Genomic DNA, 19969 nt, shown 5'->3' with positions numbered 1-19969 from the left:
TGGTTATTTCCTCTGTTTTGCCTGCTCAAATATCTTGATGAGCTGGCGGTTCACTTCACGTTCTTTACTACCGAGAATCTGACGCTCTGCTAATGGAATATCCCAACTGGTGATATTTGGCTGATTAGAGAGTTCTCGAATAAGCTGTCCTGCTTGTCCGTGGGTGATGGTTGCCATCAACTCACGTAAACTGGGTTTCTTTCGTCCTTTACCGCTTTTTCTCGGTACCGTGTAACCCAGTTCTCTTAGCTTTCTCGCTTGCCCTTTGGTACAAGGTGCTGAGTAATCTGGTTTACCCCATCGCTTTTGCATTTGGCGCTTGGTCATTTTTTGCTTTTGACCAAGGTGGTGCCTTGCTGCGATTTTTGCGGTTAACTCGTTACTCCAAGTCAAATCAAGCTGGTTAGCGTTTCTCACATAAGGCGTTAAGCCCTTTGCCATCCGCTTTAAAACCTTGCCTTTCTTCTTTCCTTTCTTTGGTTGCAGAGCGCGTCCGTTAACGTCTTTTTGGGACCGAATGCGCTTTCTGGTATTGGTCGTTTCCCAACGGCCAAGGGTTTTCAGTATCCAGACTCGCTTTTTAGGTGGCAGAGCCAGCATGGCCAGCTTTTCCTGCATGTTGAGCACATCGCGCTCATTGACCTTAATTTGTGGCTTCATTCACCAACTCCGCTTCTTCTGCGGTGTAGATTTCAACGGCCTGTACTCGGTAGGTTTCCCCTCGCCAAGTGATCATTCCCGCAGGGTCAGGGATCAGCTCAATCGGCTCCATCATTTCCAGTTCAATGGCAACATCGGCTACTTCACTGCTGATCACATCAACCGAAAGGTCTGGGTCACCTAACTCATCTTCATTACGCGTGGTGTCGTAATCGCTCAGCCAACAGGCAACCAAAGCAAGTAAGCAGCGAGGGTCCAAAAGTCGGTGTGGAAACTCTTCAATACTGACCACTGCGTTGTACTTCCAGTAACACGCGATATAACCGCCGTTCCCTCTGTCTTCACCGTTTGGCACAATGGAGCCGTTTTCCTGCCAGGCATCGATTTTGTTATCGAGCACATTGGAGTTCAGGTGACTGACGATGTAATCCGTCAGGTGCTCAAGCTTGGTTTTGTTGTAAGTTGTTTCGCTCATATCGAGTCAATCCCATTCGCACTGCGACCAAGGAGTGCGCGCACATCTTTGTTACTCTGGGCGAGAAAACGTGCCTCTTGTTCCGGTTCATCCGTTGCCACGCTTTCACCTTCTTTTCGGCGGTCTTGGGTCGCAAACTCTTTCAGCAGCTCGGCGTGAGCCCGACCATAAACCGCACGTTTGTAGAGCATGATTTTCGGATTGCTCAGCACTGGTTTTTCGCCACCGACAATCAGGCTTTCTAATCGTTCTTGAATATTCAGCGCGGCAATGGTCACCGCGTAGTTCAAAGAGTCGTTATCAAACGTATGGGGAACACGGCGTAAACTGCGAAATTCAGCCGTAGATAAATCCGGCCATCCTTCACCTGGTATAGCGATATCGACTGCGCTGTTAACATTTCCGCCAAAGCTCATAACGGTCCCTTGATTAGTTAAATTAGGGCGCCTCTAGCCACTGGGTCGACGGTATCGAGTTAGCCGGTTAGCTTCTCTTACCTCACCAGCCGAGGCGCGGTGGCGTAGGAGTCTTTACAGATTCTTGCCTTCGTTAATGGCGCGAATACGGGCTTCAATCTTCTTGATTTGGGTACCCACCCCCACTTTGCTGTTCTTATCGTGCGCGTGTTGAAGCAGAGCCAAGGCTTTTTCTAGCGTTTCTACGTTGCCAACCGCTGTGGCTTGCGGCTGGCCTTCTTCATTTCGGATTAGGTATAAACCCGCGAACTTGTACCACTTGGCGTGAACCTTCTCGTGCAAGCTCCACTCTTTCTCGACCTTGTCGAACACCTGGGAGAAACAAGGCTCAATGGAATGACCACGTTCGGATTCTTTCTCCGCCCATGCCAACACTTCGTCAGCACAGAACGTCGGCCAGTCACGGCGGAAGTTTTCTGGCGTAGGCAAATCTAGCTCAATGGCTTTCATGCACCACTCAATCGCGGAATCCAGCTCTTTAATGTCGAATAGCCAAACCACCATGTTGGTAAAAATTGGGTTTTCGAACGCTTCGCCACTTTCTAAGTAGGCTTGAACATACGGCTTGTACTTCGGTACCAGTACTTCACGTTTGTGCTTAATTCGATCAGCGATGGCGTTGAATGAGCGCAAATACTTGCGATCTTCTTCAAACTCAATCAGCTTGATGTGCAGGCTGTCGGTATCTGCACCGGAAACGGCTTCCGGTGCAGACTGGTTAGCTTGCTGTTCAATGAGCTTTCGGCGCTGTTTTGCTAATGGGCTAACCATGCATTACTCCTTAAGCTACAGGCTCAACAACGGTGACAGACTCGATAGCAGCGAACTTATTAAGATTGCCGATTGCATAACCTTCCATACGGATGTGGTTTTGCTTGAAGCGAAGCTCGTCTTCGTCATTCTTCTGCTTGCGCCACTGCGTCCCTTCCTGAGTAAGAATTTGCAGGTTTTTAGTGTTGGTTACCCAAACCATATCGGCAGGGAAGAAAGGCGGCGTATAGGCTTTCTTACCTGCAATGGTTTTGGCTAACTGCTGCGCGGCTTTGTGTTCCGTTGGTGTGTTTGCGGATTCCAGTAAGCGATGCTGCTCTGCTGCGACCAGGTTTGAACCGACGAGAACCACTAGATCAGGGTCTTGACGATGTTCTGGTGCAATCGTGGTATTGATCAGGTCTTGAACCAACGAATCTAGGTTTTTGTATGAATCCGCGGCTGCGCCTGTTGGGTCGAGTTGGGCTGAAGCAAGAACTTGGCTCGCTTTCTTCTCTTTCGCGATGGTTAACCAACCTTTGTTCACATCCTGACCAAGCGGGTTAGCGACTGGGTCTGTGTTAGCTGCGATAGACGTACCGTTAAAGCCAACGCGCAACATGTCTAATGCGAAACGGCGAGAGATGGCGTTTTTCATCATGGTCAACCATTGGCCTTTTGAGCCTGAGTTTGCCCACTGAGTCATGGTTTCCCACAAGATATGTGCGCCAGAATCCGTCTTAGTCAGCTCGTAAGTATTACCACTTTGACCGACTTCAACGCTAAAGCGACCATTGTCTTTGCGACCTGTAGACAGGCCATCATCACCCACATCAACAACCTGACCTTTAATTTGCTGAACTGGCAGCAATGAGACCATGCCAAGGAAAGCATCTGACTCCATAATCGCCTGACGAAGTTTGGTTTCCATTGGAGGCGTCAGGTTAAATGACTGAGTACCCTGCGGAGCATTTGCCGCTGCTAACGTCGCTGCACAAAACTCTTGTAGGTAGGTGGTAGATAGTGCATTCAGCATTAAAAAGTCTCCTCAGGTGAGAACTTCTCAGAGGTACCCGATGGGTTCGGCTCTTGGCCTGGTACTTCTTGTGAAAGTTCAGCGAATTTGGTTTCGAGACCGTTCACTTTCTCAGTTAACGGTTTTAGCTTTTCGTCCAGAGTGGCAGAGAACTGCTCAACGGTTGTGCCCTGTCCTTCTGGCTCTGGTGTTTCTGGTTCGTTTTGCAAGTTGAACTCTTCAGCAAGCTCTTTCTTGAACTCACCTTTGAATGCAGAAAACTGCTCTTGCAGTGCTGCTTTAAGTTGCTCTTCAGTCACATCGGGATCCTCAGCTTTTGATGGAGTTTCTGGCACTTCATCGCCAGAAGAGAAAAATTCATTGAATGCCGCGAAAAAGCGGTCTTTGCGCGTGAAACACTCGGAAAAATCGACTTCTTCCAATGCGCTGCACTCTAATTCGGTGGTTTCGCCAGATTTACGAGAGAATTGAAGGCGCGATGTACCTGTGGAGGCTGGGGAGTCAGTCGCAGCTAGGCCCATTAAATAGCAACGCCCTTCACCCTTGTAATCGGGATTTGGCTCGATGGATGTGAACAACTTTTGCTTTTTGCGGTTGGCTTCCAGCATGAATTCGTTTGGCTCTAGCTTCGCGAACAGACGTAATTTGCCGTCTTCTTCTTCCGCTTTAAGCTCAACAACATTGCCCCAGTTTTCACCGTAGCCATAAAATCGACGGTGTTCTGGCCAGATTAGCGCGGTGTACTCTTTCGGGTCATAGCTTGCCGCCATTTGCTCAATCCATTCACGGGTAATTTTGCGCCCGTCTACGGTTGGCCCCTCAGTAGCAATGATTTTCCAGTCACTAATCTTTGGCATTTTGGTACTCAAACTTGTCATTCACATATCGGTGTGAGCAAACAATACGCCTTTGAATAACGGCTTTCAGCCACTTCAATTCCTGCCAATTCGGATTTAACCAAAACTAGAATTTTCAGGAAATTATCTAGGTCATCTGCAAGTTTTCGGCGCGTATGATGCAGCTATGGCATATTCAGATGAAATAAGAGAAGCCGCGAAAAAGCTCTATTTACGCGGTGTTCCTCCGAAAGAAATTGCGGCGCAACTGAACCTTAATAGTGAGCGCATCCTTTATACCTGGGCGGAGAAATTCGGCTGGGCTTTGTTGCTTAATGAACTTTCTGTTGAGGAAATGATTAATCGTCGTTTGGCGGTGTTGATAGATAAGGATGAGAAAACCGATCAGCAGCTCAAGGAAATGGACAAGCTTATCGATCACCACGTTAAGCTGTTAAAAGCTCACGCTGATGCAAAAGCCAAAGTAGAGCGGCACCTTTCGCAAGGCAGTTCACCAAAGAGTGATGGTGACTCATCAAAACAAAGCAGCAGTAATGGCAACCGTAAAAAAAACCGTAAGAAAAACAGCATTGAGCACCTGACAGAAGATGACTTTAAAGGCTGGCACGAATCTCTGTTCAAATACCAGCACACGATGCGTAACAACATCAAACAGCGTATTCGTAATATTCTGAAGTCTCGCCAGATAGGCGCTACCTACTATTTCAGTGGTGAAGCCTTAGAAGATGCGATTCTGACTGGTGACAACCAAATTTTTCTTTCTGCATCACGCGCACAGGCTGAAGTTTTCCGCAGCTACATCATTGCGATTGGTAAAGAGTTCTTAGACATTGAGTTAACCGGCAACCCTATTATTCTCTCCAACGGTGCCGAACTGCGCTTTTTGTCCACGAACAGCAAGACCGCGCAGAGTTACCACGGCCACGTTTATGTCGATGAATATTTCTGGATCCCTAAGTTCGATGAGCTGAACAAACTTGCTTCGGCAATGGCGACGCATAAGAAGTGGCGCAAAACCTACTTTTCTACGCCATCGTCTAAAATGCACCAGGCTTACCCGTTCTGGACTGGAGACCAGTGGCGCAAAGGTAAAGACTCTCGCGCCCACGTTGAATTCCCGACTTTTGATGAATTCCGAGACGGTGGCCGACTCTGCCCAGACAAACAGTGGCGTTATGTTGTCACCATTGAAGATGCGGCAAACGGTGGCTGTGACCTATTCGACATTGACGAACTGCGCGAAGAGTACAGTGGTGACGACTTCAAAAACCTGTTTATGTGTGTGTTTGTCGATGGTTCGCTGTCTGTCTTCAAATTCTCTGACCTTGAAAAAGGCATGGTGGATGCCGCCCACTGGCAAGACTTTAAACCAAATAACAAACGACCTTTTGCCAACAGGGAAGTTTGGTTAGGTTACGACCCAAGCCGAACCCGTGACAATGCCTGTTTGGTGGTTGTCGCTCCGCCTGTCGTAGCTGGCGAACGTTTCCGTGTATTAGAAAAACACTATTGGAAAGGTCTGAACTTCCAATATCACGTTTCAGAAATAGACAAAGTCTTTCAGCGCTACAAAGTGACTTACATCGGAGTCGACACCACGGGTATTGGCGGCGGTGTTTGGGACTTAATTTCGAAGAAATACCCACGTGAAGCGCACGCCATCCACTACAGCAACGAAAACAAAAACCGCTTGGTAATGAAGATGATTGACGTAGTAGAAGCCAAACGCCTGCAGTTTGATGCCGAACACAAAGACATTGCCATGGCGTTTATGGCGATTAAGCGCGTCCCAACGGCCAGCGGTAACGCCATGACCTTTAAAGCAGAACGCAGCGAAACGACCGGACACGCCGATGCATTCTGGGCAATCTCTCACGCCATCATTAACGAGCCGTTAGATCACTCAACACCAACTAAATCAACCTGGGCCACTGCAGCATGACCGAGCAAATGAACACTTTAGTCAAACAAGAAGAACACGCGCCAGAGTCGGTCTATCACATCGACTCCTCACCAGAGTCCATCGACTCAAACAGTTGGATGACCACCTATTCAGATTTGTTCTACAACGATGCCGATAACTATTGGGAACCACCTATTTCACGCAGTGGCTTGGCCGATATCGCCCGAGCCAACGCCTACCACGGTTCACTACTTATTGCTCGGGCAAACTACGTAGCTGGGCGCTTCCTAAATGGAGGCGCGACCCGCCGCCGACACATCCAAGCCTTTTGCCGTGATTACTTCACCTTTGGTGATGCTGCGTTTCTTAAAATCCGCGATGGTTTCAAACGTGTGGTTCGTTTGCATCCATTACCTGGCATGTACCTTCGCAGACGCAAAAACGGCAATTTCGTCATTCTGGAACGCGACAACCAGCAACGCGAATATAAAAAGGAAGATGTTATTTTCTTGCCTCAGTATGACCCGCAGCAACAAATCTACGGTTTGGCGGATTACTTAGGCAGCATTCAGAGCAGCTTGCTGAATAAAGACGCGACTTTGTTCCGCCGTCGCTACTATAAGAACGGCGCACACATGGGTTTTATCTTCTACGCCACCGACCCAAACCTTAGTGAAGAAGATGAAGAAATGTTGAAGCAGAAGATCGCCAGTTCTAAAGGCGTGGGTAACTTCCGCAGTATGTTTGTGAACATTCCGAATGGCAAAGAGAAAGGGATTCAGCTGATTCCAGTTGGTGATATCGCCACCAAAGATGAATTTGAGCGCATCAAAAATATTACCGCGCAGGATATTCTTGTCGGCCACCGCTTCCCAGTAGGTAAAGCAGGGATTATTCCGCAGGGTACGACCAGTTTAGGCGACCCAACGAAGATAGGCAGTGAATACGCCAAGGATGAGATCATTCCGGTGTGTGAGCTGATTATGGATGAGGTGAACTCAGACCCCGAGGTACCTAAGCACTTGCGCCTTAATTTCAATTTAATACATGGAGACACGGCCTAAATACGCCTCCAAAACTGTATAAAAACACAGCTTTTTGACGTATGATTATTAAGTCAGTCAATAAGCTAGGTGTTTTATATGAGAGTGTTGTGCCCGGAGTGTGGAAGCAAAAGCCGTATCCAAAAATCCAACCGCTTAACCAACAGTCATTCAGATTTGTATTGCAGCTGCAGTGACCCAGAATGTGGACATACATTTGTGATGAATTTGTCTTATAGCCATACGTTGAGCCCATCGGCAAAAACGACAAGCCAACTGGCATTCAACTTGTGTAAGGCGTTGCCGCCAGAGGCACGGCAACAGCTCAAACACCAACTATCTATGTTGTAAATTACTTCGACATAAAAGCAGTACTCTCCGTTTCGCAAGCCATCTCGATAATACTCAAGATGGCTTTTTGTTTTTCAGAGTCCAACCGCCCTTTCGCATCCGCCAGTATTAAGCCTGCTATGTATGCACCTGCCGTTCGAGTTCGCTCTGTCGCCTCACTACTTGCTACACCATCAATGACGATCTCTAAAGCAGACAACATGATATCGTTTTGATTTTTATCCGACATATCAACACCCTTACTAATCACCAATGAAATATACTGTATATCCATACAGGTTTCCACAGTGGTTTTTAGACATAATTCACTCATTAAGAATTTTCTGTTTCCGTTTTGCATTTATGCAAGCTGGGTGTCAACGTCGTAGTGAGGTTGCTTTTGGGCAAGAGAGGGAGTAAGTATTAGTAGAGTTTATCCATGTATGTTTAAGCATCTTCCAGAAATTTGAGAACACGATCTTTGCACTCAAACTATCTAAAATAATATTGGCGGTTAATCGTTTTAAGAAACTAAAATTTCGTTAACAACTTATAGTGCTACGATTCTAGGTGGCTATATCCAAGCACTTTTTTGCGAATGAAGTGTCAAAAATTGACACACTAGTTATTGCTCATTTTAGTAGTCTCGATTACGATTGTTCAGTATAAAGCACATAAAAACTCTATTTCACCATTGCAATATGATGCATTTTTTAACAAGCCAAAGATATATGGAGAGTACACCATGAGTGCGTTCTTAGAGGGCATTTCCAGGTCATTCTGTATTTGGCCAAAGACTGACTATAACAAGTTTATACCTAAACGTTCACCTAGTGTTGATGCATGGAGTAACGTGGGTAAGAACCTTGCAAATAGCGTACTAAAATATGACCGTATGCTAGAAGAAAGAGAGATTGGAGATGAAGCGTTAAGTAGTGCGAGAAACGATTCGTTTAAAAGCTACTTTTACCAACATCTAGATTCTTCTGACATAAGCACTGTCAATAAAAAGCATTTTATTAATATCGTTATCCACCTGAAAGAGTTTGAGTTGGAAAAAGACAGCTTACTAAATGAAATCAGTGAGCTAAAAATACAGCTGCAAAAACTCGAAAACGAACTTAAGACAGAAGTCGAAGAATCCAAAGACAACAATGACTAATACCAAATCAGACATAACCCCAGAGCCAGAGAACAAAAACTCTGGCTCTGATTCTACTCAGAGTTCAGAACTCCCTCCCAATCCTTTAGATGTTCTTGTAGAAGAAGAACCTGGCGTTGGTGAAGTCATAAAGAAGACCCCTGAAGTAGAAAGAATACTTCGTGAACATCCCGAAGTTGCAGGAGCACTACTCCAAGTCACCACCCAAACACACTTTTCTGGACCTCTTCCTCCTCCTGATATAATGAAAGGATATGAAGATATTTGTCCTGGTGCAGCGCGCGATATTCTTGATATGGCCAAAAATGACGCAGAGCATATCAGACAAATGCAAAAAGGTGCTTTGCGAGGAAATACAATTGAGACGGTCTTAGGGATCATATCTGGTCTGATTATCTCTCTATCTGCAATAGGGGCAATAACTTATGCGGCGGTTTCGGGACAACCAGTCACTGCTGGTGTTGTTGGTTCAGTAGCCGTTCTTGCTGGTGTATTCATGCGTAAAAAAGTAACACGTCCTAAAGTTAGTAAAATAGAAGAAAACGATAGCTCTCAAGAAACTAAATAGATTACCTACTTTCACACCAACGGCCAGTCATCTTCCATCTCTGGGAAGAACGAAAGGTCGGGCTGTTGGTACTCTTTAGTTTTCTCTTCGGGTTGGGCTAATGCCTGGTCCCAACCTTCAAAATTCATCCAACTATTATTTTCTGCAGGTGTGCGGGTAACTTCAACCAGCTGAGCTGGACGAACGTTGCCGTACTCATCGACCTCCGCTGCGCGGATTTGAACACTAGTCTCATCATCAATGCGTAAACTGCTGCCTTTTAGCAGTGCGGCTAGTGCCGTTTTATCAATATTTGGTAGTGAAGTCGCCCTATCCTTCATTGGTTCAAGTATTCGGGATAGCTGATCGCTGACCTGTGACTCGCGATGTTCCGTACAGTTATTGACAGAACTCCGAGAATTAAACCCTAGGTTTCTGATATTGAATATAAGCAGAGCTCTCGCTCTGCTTTCTTTGCGGACGGGTTGTTTAAAATCAAGTTATTCGTTAACTGAATGGATCTGTCAGGTTAGAAGAAAATACGAGTCCATTAAGCTGATTTTGTTCACACATAGCTTTGAACCTCTCTGTACAGTATAAGTTGCTGACCCCTTCTAATCTTGATTTAAAGATCACTTTATCTTTCACATCATCATCAATGAATTCAAGAACCTCTAACCCATCAGGGCTTCCATATGAGATCTTCTCTACACACTTTTGTCTATCTTCTTTTCCAAAAGTCAGCGATGTATATAAATACCATTGTTCACCTTGATAGTTGACAGGTAAAAAATCCCCGCTTTCAAATAAGCAACTACTTAAAGCTTCATATGCCCTCGGCGATAAAACAAGATATGTTCGTAACCATAAGCTAATATCAGGCAATACGGAGTTATCGGTTAATACATCTTCAAACTCGACCTCCGCAGGCTTCCAAATATCTTTCAAAGATTTATTTTCAACAGCCTGCAATAAGATTCTCTCAAAATAGTCGAAATCCCCCAACTGGGTAGCGATTTCATCTGGGCCAGAACATACCGACTGAAACTTAGTTAAATCATCTGTAATTTTATAAACAGTCATCATCCTTTCCAAACTTCATTCTTAGCTTCCAAGACCTCTTTAGGGTAGGTGCCACTCTTTAACTCCATTTTGACCCGAAGTAAGTTAGCCTCAAAGTGCTGTTTACTCGGAATACCCTTCGAAAATTTGGAACTAATCCAAGTTTCATAATTAAATGTATGAATCGAACGGTGAGCCGGAGACTTAGGTGCTTCCCAGTTAAAGTCCGTATGTTTCGCATAATTTGTTAACCAAACACCATTTACGGGCGCATTTATGCCAATTTTATGCATGTGCAAATTTAATCTTGCGGCTCTCATTTCTGCTTTTCTAAACCTTCCCGAGCCAGGAATGATATGGTGAGGCTCATGGTTTTTAGTTGGTTTAGGCTCTCCTGCAGCGGTTAGGTTATTAGCTAGTTTCGTCGTCGGGTGATGCTTTTCAACGAACAACTCTTTCGCATTTTTTTTTAAGTTTTCTGCAGAGTACGATTGCAACTTAGCTTGCATATCTTCAACTCGAGCATGAGCAATGAGTTCAATCCTCATTTTTTTCAAAAACCTCAAGTCTTGTGCTTCAAACTGCAATCGTTTTGCTCTTTGCTGTTCAGTTTCACCCGCAGGTGGAGCCACACGGTACTTACTATAGAAATCGTCGACTAACGCATCAAAACGATCTAAGGCCAACTCAGCTGCAGTTGGATTACTAGGACGATTCGTTTTTCGTCCAACTATACTCAAATTATGCTTCATACTCGTATCCCTCGAACAAACAAAGCCGTTGGATAACATTCGCACAACTGACGAGCAAATAATCAATAGCCTTTATGTGGCCTACAGCTCAGATTTTTATGCAAGCAATAGCACTTTAAATCAACTTTAAGAAATAACGGTTCACTACTTTAACCTTTAGGTTCTTATGGCGACACAAACCGGACTAACTCAATATTGGGAAAAGCCGCCCCTCGAGATAATCTGCCGTAATGCTATACCAATAAGAAAGCTCACTTTCATCAACTTCCATGTGTGGTATAGATTCATGTAATAGTGATTGCCAATAGGACTGATTCTCCTTAAATCGCTGATATTCAGATTGATAGAAGTGGCTCGCGTCTTGTTTTATATCGCTCAGGTCCAGATCTCTACAATTCAATGACCACCCTCTTGCACCAGCAGCCCAAACCATAAACTTGTCTACTTTATCCTTAGCCAGTTCTCCCTCAAACGTAATGCAGAAGCGATTGCTCGTATTCACATGCACTCCCCTGCTATGTAAGTTCTGGCTCAGCTTTTCGGCCTTCTTCTCCAAACGGATGATTCGCTGATAAAGCTTGTTCTGGTACTCCTCAGGTTTATGCTGCTTTTTGGCAATGGCTTTAGCTTTGATGGTTTGCTCTTTGGCATTTCGTAGCTTGCGGATTTGCCGCTTAATTGGCTTTTTCCATTGCTCAAGTTTATAGCCCAACTCCTTAATTATTGCGGTCATATTGCCAGCTTCAAACGAAGCAAGAGTTTCCCAGGCAGGAGCTCTTGAGCACTTCGCGATATTGTATCGATTTCCCTTGATTAGCCCTTGGTCAGCATTTTCACCTTTAGCGGCATAACCGACTGCTTTGATGATGTAAGAACCGGCGGCTTTTGGTTTTTTGATTCGCTCTAATTTCGCAAATCCATGCCCCCATATTTTTTCAAGTCGCTTAGCCCAAGGACTAAAGAGATGCTCTGGTACCGTCCAACGTAGCAAAATATGAACGTGCGGATTAGGCTCTCCATCTTCATTGGCTGGACACTCGGCTACCCATATGTAATGGAAATCAGCAGGCAAGTTAGTCGGGCCAACATCGCTGGGCTGAACATGTTTAGCAACTTTCTCCTGAGATAAGTCGCAGTACTTTCGTCCACTATCTTTGTCAACTTGGATGGTATGATCCGCAACCCAGCCGCGTTGATACATTTTCTTTGCGCCATCAAGAAAACGAGAGACTTCTTTACCTATCGTTGTCTCTAAGGTTTTTTCCATCGAGAACTCTTGCTTGGGCTTTTGTTTGAGATCGCAATACGGCCCGGCTATGACACTGCCCTGGTTCATAGCTTTAACACGCTTACTATCTAAGGTTGGAAACAGCCAGTATTCTCCACCAATATCCGTGATTGGTTGGTCAATTTTCTTTTCACCACGCTTAGGATGTACTGTCACCATGTTGCGCTTATAGATTATTGGATGATGCGACCCCATGCTGACACACTCACTTCCATCCAACATTCCACCGAATATGGCCATTCGTTGTGCCTTGGTGAAAGTCAGCGTGAGAAAAGTAGAGAAACCACCATGACAAGCTGCAGTGTAAGCCCCTGCCTCAAATATTTTAGAAACAGAACGGGACGTCAGCTTTTCCGAGAACCTCTCACCACTGTTTTCCGAAGGCGCAGCACTAGATGGCGTTTCGGTTACCGCCTGAAACTTATAAGTTTCATTCCAAGACCGGTGCATTAACTGCATTGAAATAGGAATCTTTTTAGGTTCGGCTTGTCCTCGTTTTCCATTCTGATTGAGAATGGCAGGTTTGGAGCGCTCGTTCGTTTCATACAAAGCATCATGGCTAAAGTTGGCGTCGGCATTGCTGATGATACTTTTAGGGCGTAGAGACTTGCTCAGACTCATCAACTGCTTAATTTGCTTGTCTTTTCTGTGGCGAAATTTCTCTGTCGGACTTTTGCGCCCTTTGACTAGCCTATACTCTTCGGCGATTCTCGCCGCCGCTTCGCGGTCGTGTTCCGAGAGGTAATTTACAGATTTATAGAAGTCAGTTCGCTCTTGAAGATCTCGCTCACGCTTAGACTTTCGATTGGGAACGCGGTCATATATCGCTATTTTTTTGACCATTCCGCTATCCAGTAGCGCTTGTTCTTGGTCTGAGTAAATTTTGGAACCTAAAAAACCAGCATTATAGCTGGCGTCGTTATTTTTGATTCGGTCCAGGGGCATCACTGCCCCGCCGATATAGAGAAGGTCAGACTGGTTCATACTCTATCCCTAATTTTTCTTTCGAAAACTTAACGAATAGTCTCTGTGTATCAGGAGACTTCAGAAAACCTTCGACCTCTTCGAGTCGAATAGTCATGGTTATGCCCCATCCTTCCGGCCCAGCAAAATATGCAATAGCACACTTTTCATATGTCTTTGTTCGTCCTTCCAAAATTTGAATGACATCATCACCGACACTAACTGAAGTGATCCTTTTATTTTTCATACCGCCTCCAGTTCTTGGGTCGTTACCAACATAAAGCCGCCTTTCCCATTGCCTTTGCTCAAAACGCCTTTGGTTAAATGAGTGCAACTGAGGGATACACACGCTTGTTCGATCGCTTGGTCTAGCGAGTCGAAGTCGCCAACCATTACATTGGCAACTTCTTGAGTGTCTTCATGGCGGATAACACCGCCAGCTGGGCAAAGCATTATTGCGGCATATTGCATAAATCAGGCTCCAGTTCTTTCTTATCGCGACGAATAGCAATGCGTTCAATCAGGTAATCTTCAATATTTAGTAGTTCTTCTAGCGCACGCTCTTTATCAATCAATACAACGTTGTGAGCGTTATTCGTTGTGTTCTCATCAAACACAATCACGTTGATAAGACTCATTTTTGATGAGTACTCGATACGAATACTGATGACATCTGAGCTATCCAACGCCAAAGCGAACAGACTATTAATAGTTGTTTGGATCGCGAGTTTGTTTGCGACTTCATTTAGATTCATCTTTTATGCTCCTACGCTAAGACGAAAAAAAGCCCCCTGTTACAGGGGCAAAGGCTTGGAGAATCAATGCGTACTACTGAATTGGTAATGCTTGAGGCGTCGAACGTCACCAAGATTGCGATCGAACAACGTCGCGATTTCTTTAATCTGCTGCATACCGTTACGGATTTTTTGGAGTTCCAAATCGTTGAAGCTTTCAAACTCTCGCACGTGCTCTGAGGCTTTCAGATCACCGGCTATCAATACCAAGCCGCGAAAGCGTGGTGGCATACCGTTCCACAACTGCTTCAACTTGCCGCGTGTAGCGGAACCATTGAACAACGCTTTACAGGCAGCAATGCTCTCGCTGGCGTTGGGGATTTGCTTTTGTTGTTCTTGTTGAATAGCTAACTGACTCATAGGTTCTCCTTAGGCTAAGCCTGGAAGTGGCGCACCGTTGGCTAGGAAATCTGTGCCCATTTGCATGAGTGGCTGAAAGCCGGTGGTGCGGTTTTCTAAATCATTGACGAACAAAACCAAGTTGCCGATGGCCGCTTGAACCTTGGCTATGGTTTTGCGTTTTTGACTGCGAGGTAAACGGTCTGCACTGCACATGTGCATTGCATCGCTAGACAGCTCACCTGAATATTGGCTGTTAAGTAGTGTGCGCTCTAAAAGGTTCTTCTCTTCGCCGTCTTGAGGTAACTGAACCGTCACCACACCTAGGTCAGCAAAGAGTGTGTTCACAATGGTGTAATCGCCGGATTCTTTGCTCAGCAATGCCAAATCCACTGGGTCCAGCTTGTGCGGCTGTTCTGGGTTGAGCTTGTTACGCAACATTCTCCCAGTCAGGCCAATGCGTGGAGCCAGCTTTTCCATATTATGATTGATGGCGAAGTCGCAGCATGCAGCGTTAAAAGAACGCTGTTTGCGTTCGCGGAATCCGCACATAGCTATATTTGCGTCCATGATCCACACTCTTACATGAAAGGCGGTACGAGAATGACAACCAACGCGAACACACCTAGCCACATTGGACAGTGCGTTTGAGTTGGAACATGAGAGGTAAAAACCATGACTTACCCTAGCGCAGCAATGGCTTCACGTGCCGCCATTTCGTGCATGGCAACCATGTTAATCAGAGGCTTATCGCGGCGTTTATCTTTGGGCTTGATGATGACGCGACCTTCAGTCACGTATTGTTTGATGGTGCCCATAGGTAAACCAGTAAGGCGAGAGTATTCTTCGTAAGTCACATATGGACTTAGTGGAGGTATCTTGTACGTTAACATGGTGATATCCTTGTATTTATGTCTATCTTCTTCGGCTGTCTCTTGCTTTGGTCGGCGTGACTTCCGAAACACAAATACATTTTTGATCCACTTTTGCATTTAGTCAATACACAAAAGCAGATCGAATCCACAAAAGCATATACGAACTATGAAAATGGAAAAGATTCCACCATTCGATTATTTGAAAGGCGAGGCATTTACGGAAACTCTAAAAGAAGTGACTGGCTGTAAAACACTTTTGGAGATGGCAGAATTATTTGACGTACCTAAAGCTACTTTTAGCGCTTGGAATACTCATGACAGAACTTCGCATGAACTTATAGTTAGACTTCATTTGGCCAAAGGTATCCCAATTAAGAAGCTGGCATTAGGAATCGACGAAGAAGAATCAAACGGCGCTAAAGCTCCATACTTGAGTAGCCACTTACCCTCTCAGTATGCAGGCGAGCAGAGAGGAACAATCATCCTTGAAAGCTTTTGCCTCACAAACGGGGAACTACTTGATACTGGCGAAGTGCCTTACTCTATACGTCGTATCAATGGCTACGGACTAAGTGGTTATTCACTTATGGAAGTTGAAACGAACGAAGCGATTTATCTAGTAGATAAAGACACTCGCAACGCAGTATCGGGTAAGTATCTAATCGACATCGACGGAAACTTATCAATAAACCAAATTCAACGCCTGCCTGGTAAGAAGCTTGCGATTGCTTTTGGCGAAACAACAATGGAAGTATCCGACAGTGATATAAAAGTAATGGGCAGAGTGGCCGTTACTTCAAAAAAAGACTGATTGTTATTTGGCTAGGAGAAATAGAATGGCTAAAGAATGTAAACACGTGAAGGCTTTTCGAGAAAAACACCTAAAACCGAGTGAAACGATTATCGCTACTGGCGAAGGCTATATCGGTGAAATGATGGGCTCTGGTGACAAAACCCAACACAATGGTGCCTTGCTCATCACTAATGAGAAAGTGTATTTCTATCGAAAAGGATTTTTTGGCGAAGTTCTAGAAAATATCCCGCTGAAAAGTATTACCTCTATCGAGCGTAAATCTATTCTTGGCCACTATACGATTAGCCTTCATACAAGTCATGATGACCTTACATTTAAATGCTTGCAAGAAAAGGAAGTTGTCCAAGCTCTTGTTGATGCAATCGAAGACGGTCGTTCAAGCACATCTAGCCAACCAAGCACTTCTTCAGGCAATGCAGAATCAGCTATTGATAAACTAAAAAAACTAGGTGAACTTAAAGATGCTGGCGTCCTTACCGAAGAAGAATTTCAACAGCAAAAAGCCAAATTATTATCTGAAATATAAATTCATGAAAATGGTTTCGTTTGAGATCAACCAATTATACTTACTAACACAAATAATTTTAACGATTAGAGGCTACTATGTCTGAATTACAAACTCAAATAGATGCTGCTCGAATGCAGGTCCATACCGACTCTTACCCTATGTCTATTGGGGAGTTGGTTAACTTGTATGAAGATGGCGAATTAGACATACATCCCGAATTTCAACGTGTTTACCGTTGGTCTGAAGAACAAAAAAGCAAGCTAATTGAATCAATTATATTAGGTATTCCTCTACCATCTATTTTTGTCGCTCAAAGAAGAGATGGTGTTTGGGACGTTGTAGATGGCCTTCAACGTATTTCAACTATTCTTTCATTTATGGGGAAACTAAAAAACCAAGAAGGTGAGATAGTTAAGCCTCTAAAACTACTTGCAACCAAATACTTACCTGCACTAGAAGGAAAAGTATGGGAAAACCCACATGAGCCAAACTCCGAAATCGACCTTGATATCAAACGAGTGTTTAAACGCGAAAAGCTAGACATAAAAATAATCAAAAGAGAAAGTGAAGGCGATACAAAGTTTGAACTTTTTCAACGTTTAAATACCGGCGGTTCAAAACTATCAGATCAGGAAGTTCGTAACTGTATGTTATTAATGTTGAATGAAGATAGCTACACCTGGCTGAAAGATCTAGCTAGTGATAAAAACTTCATCAACACTACTCCATTGTCAGAAAAACAAAATGAGGAATGTTACAACCAAGAGCTAGCTCTTCGCTTTATAGTACAGCGCCATTCTGATGAAAATATCAAGAAAGAACATTCTGATGTAGCGCCTTATCTAAACGCCGAAATGACTCGCTTACTCAAAACTGATTCCAAGTTAGACCTTGATAAGGAGAAAGCGACGTTTACTCGCACATTCAAATTACTGAATCAAGCGTTAGAAGATTGCGCATTTAAAAAATACAACCATCAGAAAAATCGACATGAAGGCGCCATCTCACTACCAGTATTTGAGGCTCTTACCGTCGGAGTTTCTTACCTTGTAGAAAACAGCCAAAAGTCAAATAACGATATAATTGAGCTGATTAGAGCTCAATCAAAAGCTTTAACTAATCATGAAAAGTTTATTGCAGTGCTAGATAAGCGCTCTCGACCAATTGAGAGAATGACTATTATGGCCGACTTGGGTAAGGAGTTATTTGCATGAAAGTTAGGTCTTTAGGGGAGCTTGAAGACCTACTAGACAAGGACTTAGCATGGCGGAGAAAGGAATTTACCACGCTAAAGTTAATGGTCGGAGCTAGTCGCAAGCATGAGAAAACAATCTTAATGCGTGCCTCTGTTGCAATGCTTTATGCACATTGGGAGGGACATATTAAGTTTTGTGCTCAAGTTTATCTTCTTTATCTTAAGCATGTCGCACCTAGCTACAAACAAATGACTGATAATTTTGTTCAGATGAGCTTAAGTGAAAAGTTCAAACAAGGCTTCTCCATAAAGCGCTTTTCCTCCCAACAGGAGATTTTTAACTACCTTACTCAAGAACGAGACGAAAAATTTGATGTAGACGAAAGTGTTGTTATTGATACTGAATCAAACCTTAAATATGAAGTAGTCTTTAATATCCTTGGTCAACTAGGGTTAGATACTTCTATTTATGAACTAAAAGAGCACTTTATAAATTCAAAATTGTTAAAGTGTCGTAATGCTATCGCACATGGAGAGAGACTAAACGAATTGGAGTTAGAAGACGCGCACAGTGAACTGGAAACAGAACTTTTAACTATGATAGAAACTTTTCAAAATTTAGTCAGAAACGCGGCAGAGAATAAACTCTATCTTAAAAAAGCAAGCTAACAGATTGCTCCAAGCTAATTAAACCGCATAAAACTAATTTATGCGGTTTAATCCAAAGGTATATCTTTTATGACACCTACCGTCAGATGCCTCATTCGAGTTCTGTTGTTTAAAAAATCATTGGTTTTTGACGATTTAAGAACCTTTAGCAAAGAAATACAATCCGCCAATCTCCCACTTTTTGGACTTACTACAATCATATGATTTTCTACTGCGGTCAACTCTTTCGTATTTATGACCGTAGCTGCTGCTCTATACCTATCAGACGGACTCGACGTACGCTTAATTACAACAAATGGAGGCTTACAGACGGTACCTTTGAACCTTCTTCTTTCTCTAACATCTTTGCTCTCCACTCTTCCCCAAGTCGGACTATTTTTGGGGTGAAAGTAAGGATATTCACATCCTTCTTCGGGATCACGATATGCAACTAGAGGACCTATACGAACATCATATTTATCAGAAAGCTTAAGATAGTCATTTAGCTCTTCGTACCACTGAATTTCACTTGTGCATAAGTCAGAAACGTAACCAATTAACAGAAAAACATCAACATCCGTCTTAGTGTTAAAACGTCCCCAAACTTCACAAGAAGCAACAAGCTTACTATTCAAAAAATCTCTAAAACCTCCATATCTAGAGCCAGAGCGAAGTACATCTGGCAAGATTGCAGTAACAAGGCAACCTGTAGGTAGAATGCGTAAATACTTGTCAAAAATAACTCCAGCGGCGTTAACTTTTCCGTTTTTCCAATAATTGTCTCTTGGTGATGGCCAGTCAGAAAATGGAGGATTCATTATCACATGCGTAACTGGCTCAAGTTCATTGGCTTCTACTAACATCGCATCTTTGCAAAGAATATGATTTAGTAAATCAAAGGCATCTTCTATACAGCAATCTTTGCGTGCTCCTCGATACAGAGCTTCTACTATTAATCTTAATTTAGTAGTTTCAATAAAGGACTCATGAATATCAAACCCCCAAAGCACCTGCCCCCAAATTTCGAGCGTTGCAGATAACGTAGCCTTCACTTCAAGCTCTCTTGAACATACGATAAGTAAGTTTCCTGCGCCACATGTTGGATCTAAAACAACAGCTTCACTGTTAACTGGAATAGTAAAGCTATCTAAAGCTTTTTTAGCTAAGGTTGACCCTGTGAAAAAGCTTCCAGCCTCTCGCATGTCTTCTATGGTTAAGCACTTTCTCAAAACAGTGTCGATTAAGTCTAAGTCCACCATTTCCCGTAAAGCATCGGAATCCCTCGCGCTATCATCTAGTTCGAGATAATCACGAAGGGATAAGTTATGAGAATTAAGTTGATTCATTTTAGAACTGCAGAAATTATTTTCTTAAATATACCATATAGAAACACCTTAACCTAATAATTATCAACTCTAACATGCTGATATAAATGGATTATTTTATATTCCATTGTTTGTTTTTCTGCAGAAAAAACATAGGGTTAGAGTGT

At 43.8% G+C, this 19969-nt stretch carries 27 protein-coding genes; 9 read left to right on the top strand and 18 right to left on the bottom strand.

The window, feature by feature from the left end; genetic code table 11:
• Window positions 1-3: 3 nt before the first annotated feature.
• The 6 genes from R7P35_RS11860 to R7P35_RS11835 form a co-directional block, all read right to left on the bottom strand.
• Window positions 4-660 (bottom strand): virion morphogenesis protein, encoded by a 657-nt coding sequence (locus tag R7P35_RS11860; RefSeq protein ID WP_318092134.1) that lies wholly within the window; start codon window positions 658-660, stop codon window positions 4-6.
• Window positions 644-1135 (bottom strand): phage tail protein, encoded by a 492-nt coding sequence (locus R7P35_RS11855; RefSeq protein WP_025589358.1) that lies wholly within the window; start codon window positions 1133-1135, stop codon window positions 644-646. Before R7P35_RS11855 ends, R7P35_RS11860 begins: the two co-directional genes overlap by 17 nt.
• A complete protein-coding gene (locus R7P35_RS11850) occupies window positions 1132-1551 on the bottom strand; it encodes a head completion/stabilization protein (RefSeq protein ID WP_025517552.1) in 420 nt (139 codons plus the stop codon). Before R7P35_RS11850 ends, R7P35_RS11855 begins: the two co-directional genes overlap by 4 nt.
• A gap of 114 nt (window positions 1552-1665) precedes the next feature.
• Entirely contained in the window at window positions 1666-2382 is a 717-nt protein-coding gene (gpM, locus tag R7P35_RS11845; RefSeq protein WP_318092130.1) for a phage terminase small subunit, read from the bottom strand.
• Window positions 2383-2392: 10 nt separating this feature from the next.
• Complete coding sequence (locus R7P35_RS11840; RefSeq protein WP_139060856.1) at window positions 2393-3397, bottom strand: phage major capsid protein, P2 family; 1005 nt, start codon at window positions 3395-3397, stop codon at window positions 2393-2395.
• On the bottom strand, window positions 3397-4254 hold the full coding sequence (locus R7P35_RS11835; protein WP_318092126.1) for a GPO family capsid scaffolding protein: 858 nt from the start codon (window positions 4252-4254) through the stop codon (window positions 3397-3399). The genes R7P35_RS11840 and R7P35_RS11835 overlap by 1 nt, the downstream gene beginning before the upstream one ends.
• A gap of 166 nt (window positions 4255-4420) precedes the next feature.
• On the opposite strand from R7P35_RS11835, the gene R7P35_RS11830 reads away from it, so the two are divergent.
• The 3 genes from R7P35_RS11830 (at window position 4421) to R7P35_RS11820 (ending at window position 7551) form a co-directional block, all read left to right on the top strand.
• Entirely contained in the window at window positions 4421-6196 is a 1776-nt protein-coding gene (locus R7P35_RS11830; RefSeq protein WP_318092124.1) for a terminase large subunit domain-containing protein, read from the top strand.
• Window positions 6193-7221 carry a phage portal protein gene (locus tag R7P35_RS11825; RefSeq protein WP_206958097.1) on the top strand — a complete coding sequence of 343 codons (1029 nt, stop codon included), beginning with the start codon at window positions 6193-6195 and terminating at the stop codon, window positions 7219-7221. The genes R7P35_RS11830 and R7P35_RS11825 overlap by 4 nt, the downstream gene beginning before the upstream one ends.
• A gap of 78 nt (window positions 7222-7299) precedes the next feature.
• Window positions 7300-7551 (top strand): ogr/Delta-like zinc finger family protein, encoded by a 252-nt coding sequence (locus R7P35_RS11820; protein ID WP_079765352.1) that lies wholly within the window; start codon window positions 7300-7302, stop codon window positions 7549-7551.
• A gap of 1 nt (window position 7552) precedes the next feature.
• Here R7P35_RS11820 and R7P35_RS11815 read toward each other — a convergent pair whose 3' ends face one another.
• On the bottom strand, window positions 7553-7825 hold the full coding sequence (locus R7P35_RS11815) for a hypothetical protein (RefSeq protein WP_318092123.1): 273 nt from the start codon (window positions 7823-7825) through the stop codon (window positions 7553-7555).
• Between the two features lie 450 nt (window positions 7826-8275).
• Between R7P35_RS11815 and R7P35_RS11810 the strand changes: the two genes are divergently transcribed.
• Complete coding sequence (locus tag R7P35_RS11810) at window positions 8276-8692, top strand: hypothetical protein (protein WP_318092121.1); 417 nt, start codon at window positions 8276-8278, stop codon at window positions 8690-8692.
• Complete coding sequence (locus R7P35_RS11805; RefSeq protein ID WP_318092119.1) at window positions 8685-9260, top strand: DUF2335 domain-containing protein; 576 nt, start codon at window positions 8685-8687, stop codon at window positions 9258-9260. The genes R7P35_RS11810 and R7P35_RS11805 overlap by 8 nt, the downstream gene beginning before the upstream one ends.
• Window positions 9261-9271: 11 nt before the next feature.
• Here the strand turns inward: R7P35_RS11805 and R7P35_RS11800 are convergent, their stop codons facing one another.
• The 10 genes from R7P35_RS11800 to R7P35_RS11755 all read right to left on the bottom strand — a co-directional run bounded on the left by R7P35_RS11800 (window position 9272) and on the right by R7P35_RS11755 (window position 15330).
• On the bottom strand, window positions 9272-9580 hold the full coding sequence (locus R7P35_RS11800; RefSeq protein WP_318092116.1) for a hypothetical protein: 309 nt from the start codon (window positions 9578-9580) through the stop codon (window positions 9272-9274).
• Between the two features lie 166 nt (window positions 9581-9746).
• Complete coding sequence (locus tag R7P35_RS11795) at window positions 9747-10322, bottom strand: hypothetical protein (RefSeq protein ID WP_318092163.1); 576 nt, start codon at window positions 10320-10322, stop codon at window positions 9747-9749.
• Entirely contained in the window at window positions 10322-11053 is a 732-nt protein-coding gene (locus tag R7P35_RS11790; RefSeq protein WP_017635458.1) for an AHH domain-containing protein, read from the bottom strand. Before R7P35_RS11790 ends, R7P35_RS11795 begins: the two co-directional genes overlap by 1 nt.
• Before the next feature lie 184 nt (window positions 11054-11237).
• Window positions 11238-13325, bottom strand: a complete 2088-nt coding sequence (locus tag R7P35_RS11785; protein ID WP_318092113.1) for a hypothetical protein — start codon at window positions 13323-13325, stop codon at window positions 11238-11240.
• Window positions 13312-13551: a hypothetical protein gene (locus tag R7P35_RS11780; RefSeq protein WP_054576242.1), complete on the bottom strand. Its 240-nt coding sequence runs from the start codon at window positions 13549-13551 to the stop codon at window positions 13312-13314. The genes R7P35_RS11785 and R7P35_RS11780 overlap by 14 nt, the downstream gene beginning before the upstream one ends.
• Window positions 13548-13775: a hypothetical protein gene (locus R7P35_RS11775; protein ID WP_104974954.1), complete on the bottom strand. Its 228-nt coding sequence runs from the start codon at window positions 13773-13775 to the stop codon at window positions 13548-13550. The genes R7P35_RS11780 and R7P35_RS11775 overlap by 4 nt, the downstream gene beginning before the upstream one ends.
• The gene (locus tag R7P35_RS11770; protein ID WP_149150495.1) at window positions 13757-14059 is read right to left on the bottom strand and encodes a hypothetical protein; all 303 of its coding nucleotides are present in this window, start codon (window positions 14057-14059) and stop codon (window positions 13757-13759) included. The genes R7P35_RS11775 and R7P35_RS11770 overlap by 19 nt, the downstream gene beginning before the upstream one ends.
• A gap of 63 nt (window positions 14060-14122) precedes the next feature.
• Window positions 14123-14458, bottom strand: coding sequence for a hypothetical protein (locus R7P35_RS11765; RefSeq protein ID WP_069515557.1), 336 nt, complete (start codon window positions 14456-14458; stop codon window positions 14123-14125).
• A 9-nt stretch (window positions 14459-14467) separates the two neighbouring features.
• A complete protein-coding gene (locus R7P35_RS11760) occupies window positions 14468-15007 on the bottom strand; it encodes a phage regulatory CII family protein (protein WP_140091999.1) in 540 nt (179 codons plus the stop codon).
• A gap of 110 nt (window positions 15008-15117) precedes the next feature.
• Window positions 15118-15330, bottom strand: a complete 213-nt coding sequence (locus R7P35_RS11755; RefSeq protein ID WP_017821157.1) for a hypothetical protein — start codon at window positions 15328-15330, stop codon at window positions 15118-15120.
• A 148-nt stretch (window positions 15331-15478) separates the two neighbouring features.
• Between R7P35_RS11755 and R7P35_RS11750 the strand changes: the two genes are divergently transcribed.
• The 4 genes from R7P35_RS11750 (at window position 15479) to R7P35_RS11735 (ending at window position 18498) form a co-directional block, all read left to right on the top strand.
• Window positions 15479-16123, top strand: a complete 645-nt coding sequence (locus R7P35_RS11750; RefSeq protein WP_318092111.1) for a phage repressor protein CI — start codon at window positions 15479-15481, stop codon at window positions 16121-16123.
• A gap of 25 nt (window positions 16124-16148) precedes the next feature.
• Window positions 16149-16652 (top strand): PH domain-containing protein, encoded by a 504-nt coding sequence (locus R7P35_RS11745; RefSeq protein WP_318092109.1) that lies wholly within the window; start codon window positions 16149-16151, stop codon window positions 16650-16652.
• 77 nt (window positions 16653-16729) lie between these two features.
• The gene (locus R7P35_RS11740) at window positions 16730-17848 is read left to right on the top strand and encodes a DUF262 domain-containing protein (protein ID WP_318092107.1); all 1119 of its coding nucleotides are present in this window, start codon (window positions 16730-16732) and stop codon (window positions 17846-17848) included.
• On the top strand, window positions 17845-18498 hold the full coding sequence (locus tag R7P35_RS11735; protein WP_318092106.1) for an MAE_28990/MAE_18760 family HEPN-like nuclease: 654 nt from the start codon (window positions 17845-17847) through the stop codon (window positions 18496-18498). Before R7P35_RS11740 ends, R7P35_RS11735 begins: the two co-directional genes overlap by 4 nt.
• A gap of 47 nt (window positions 18499-18545) precedes the next feature.
• Here R7P35_RS11735 and R7P35_RS11730 read toward each other — a convergent pair whose 3' ends face one another.
• Entirely contained in the window at window positions 18546-19823 is a 1278-nt protein-coding gene (locus R7P35_RS11730) for an N-6 DNA methylase (protein ID WP_318092105.1), read from the bottom strand.
• Between the last annotated feature and the right edge of the window lie 146 nt (window positions 19824-19969).

Source organism: Vibrio sp. Vb0304 (assembly GCF_033338995.1).
Taxonomy (GTDB): Bacteria; Pseudomonadota; Gammaproteobacteria; order Enterobacterales; family Vibrionaceae; genus Vibrio; species Vibrio alginolyticus.
The sequence above is the reverse complement of the archived record's forward strand: the minus strand, read 5'-3'. Positions and strand labels throughout refer to the sequence as shown.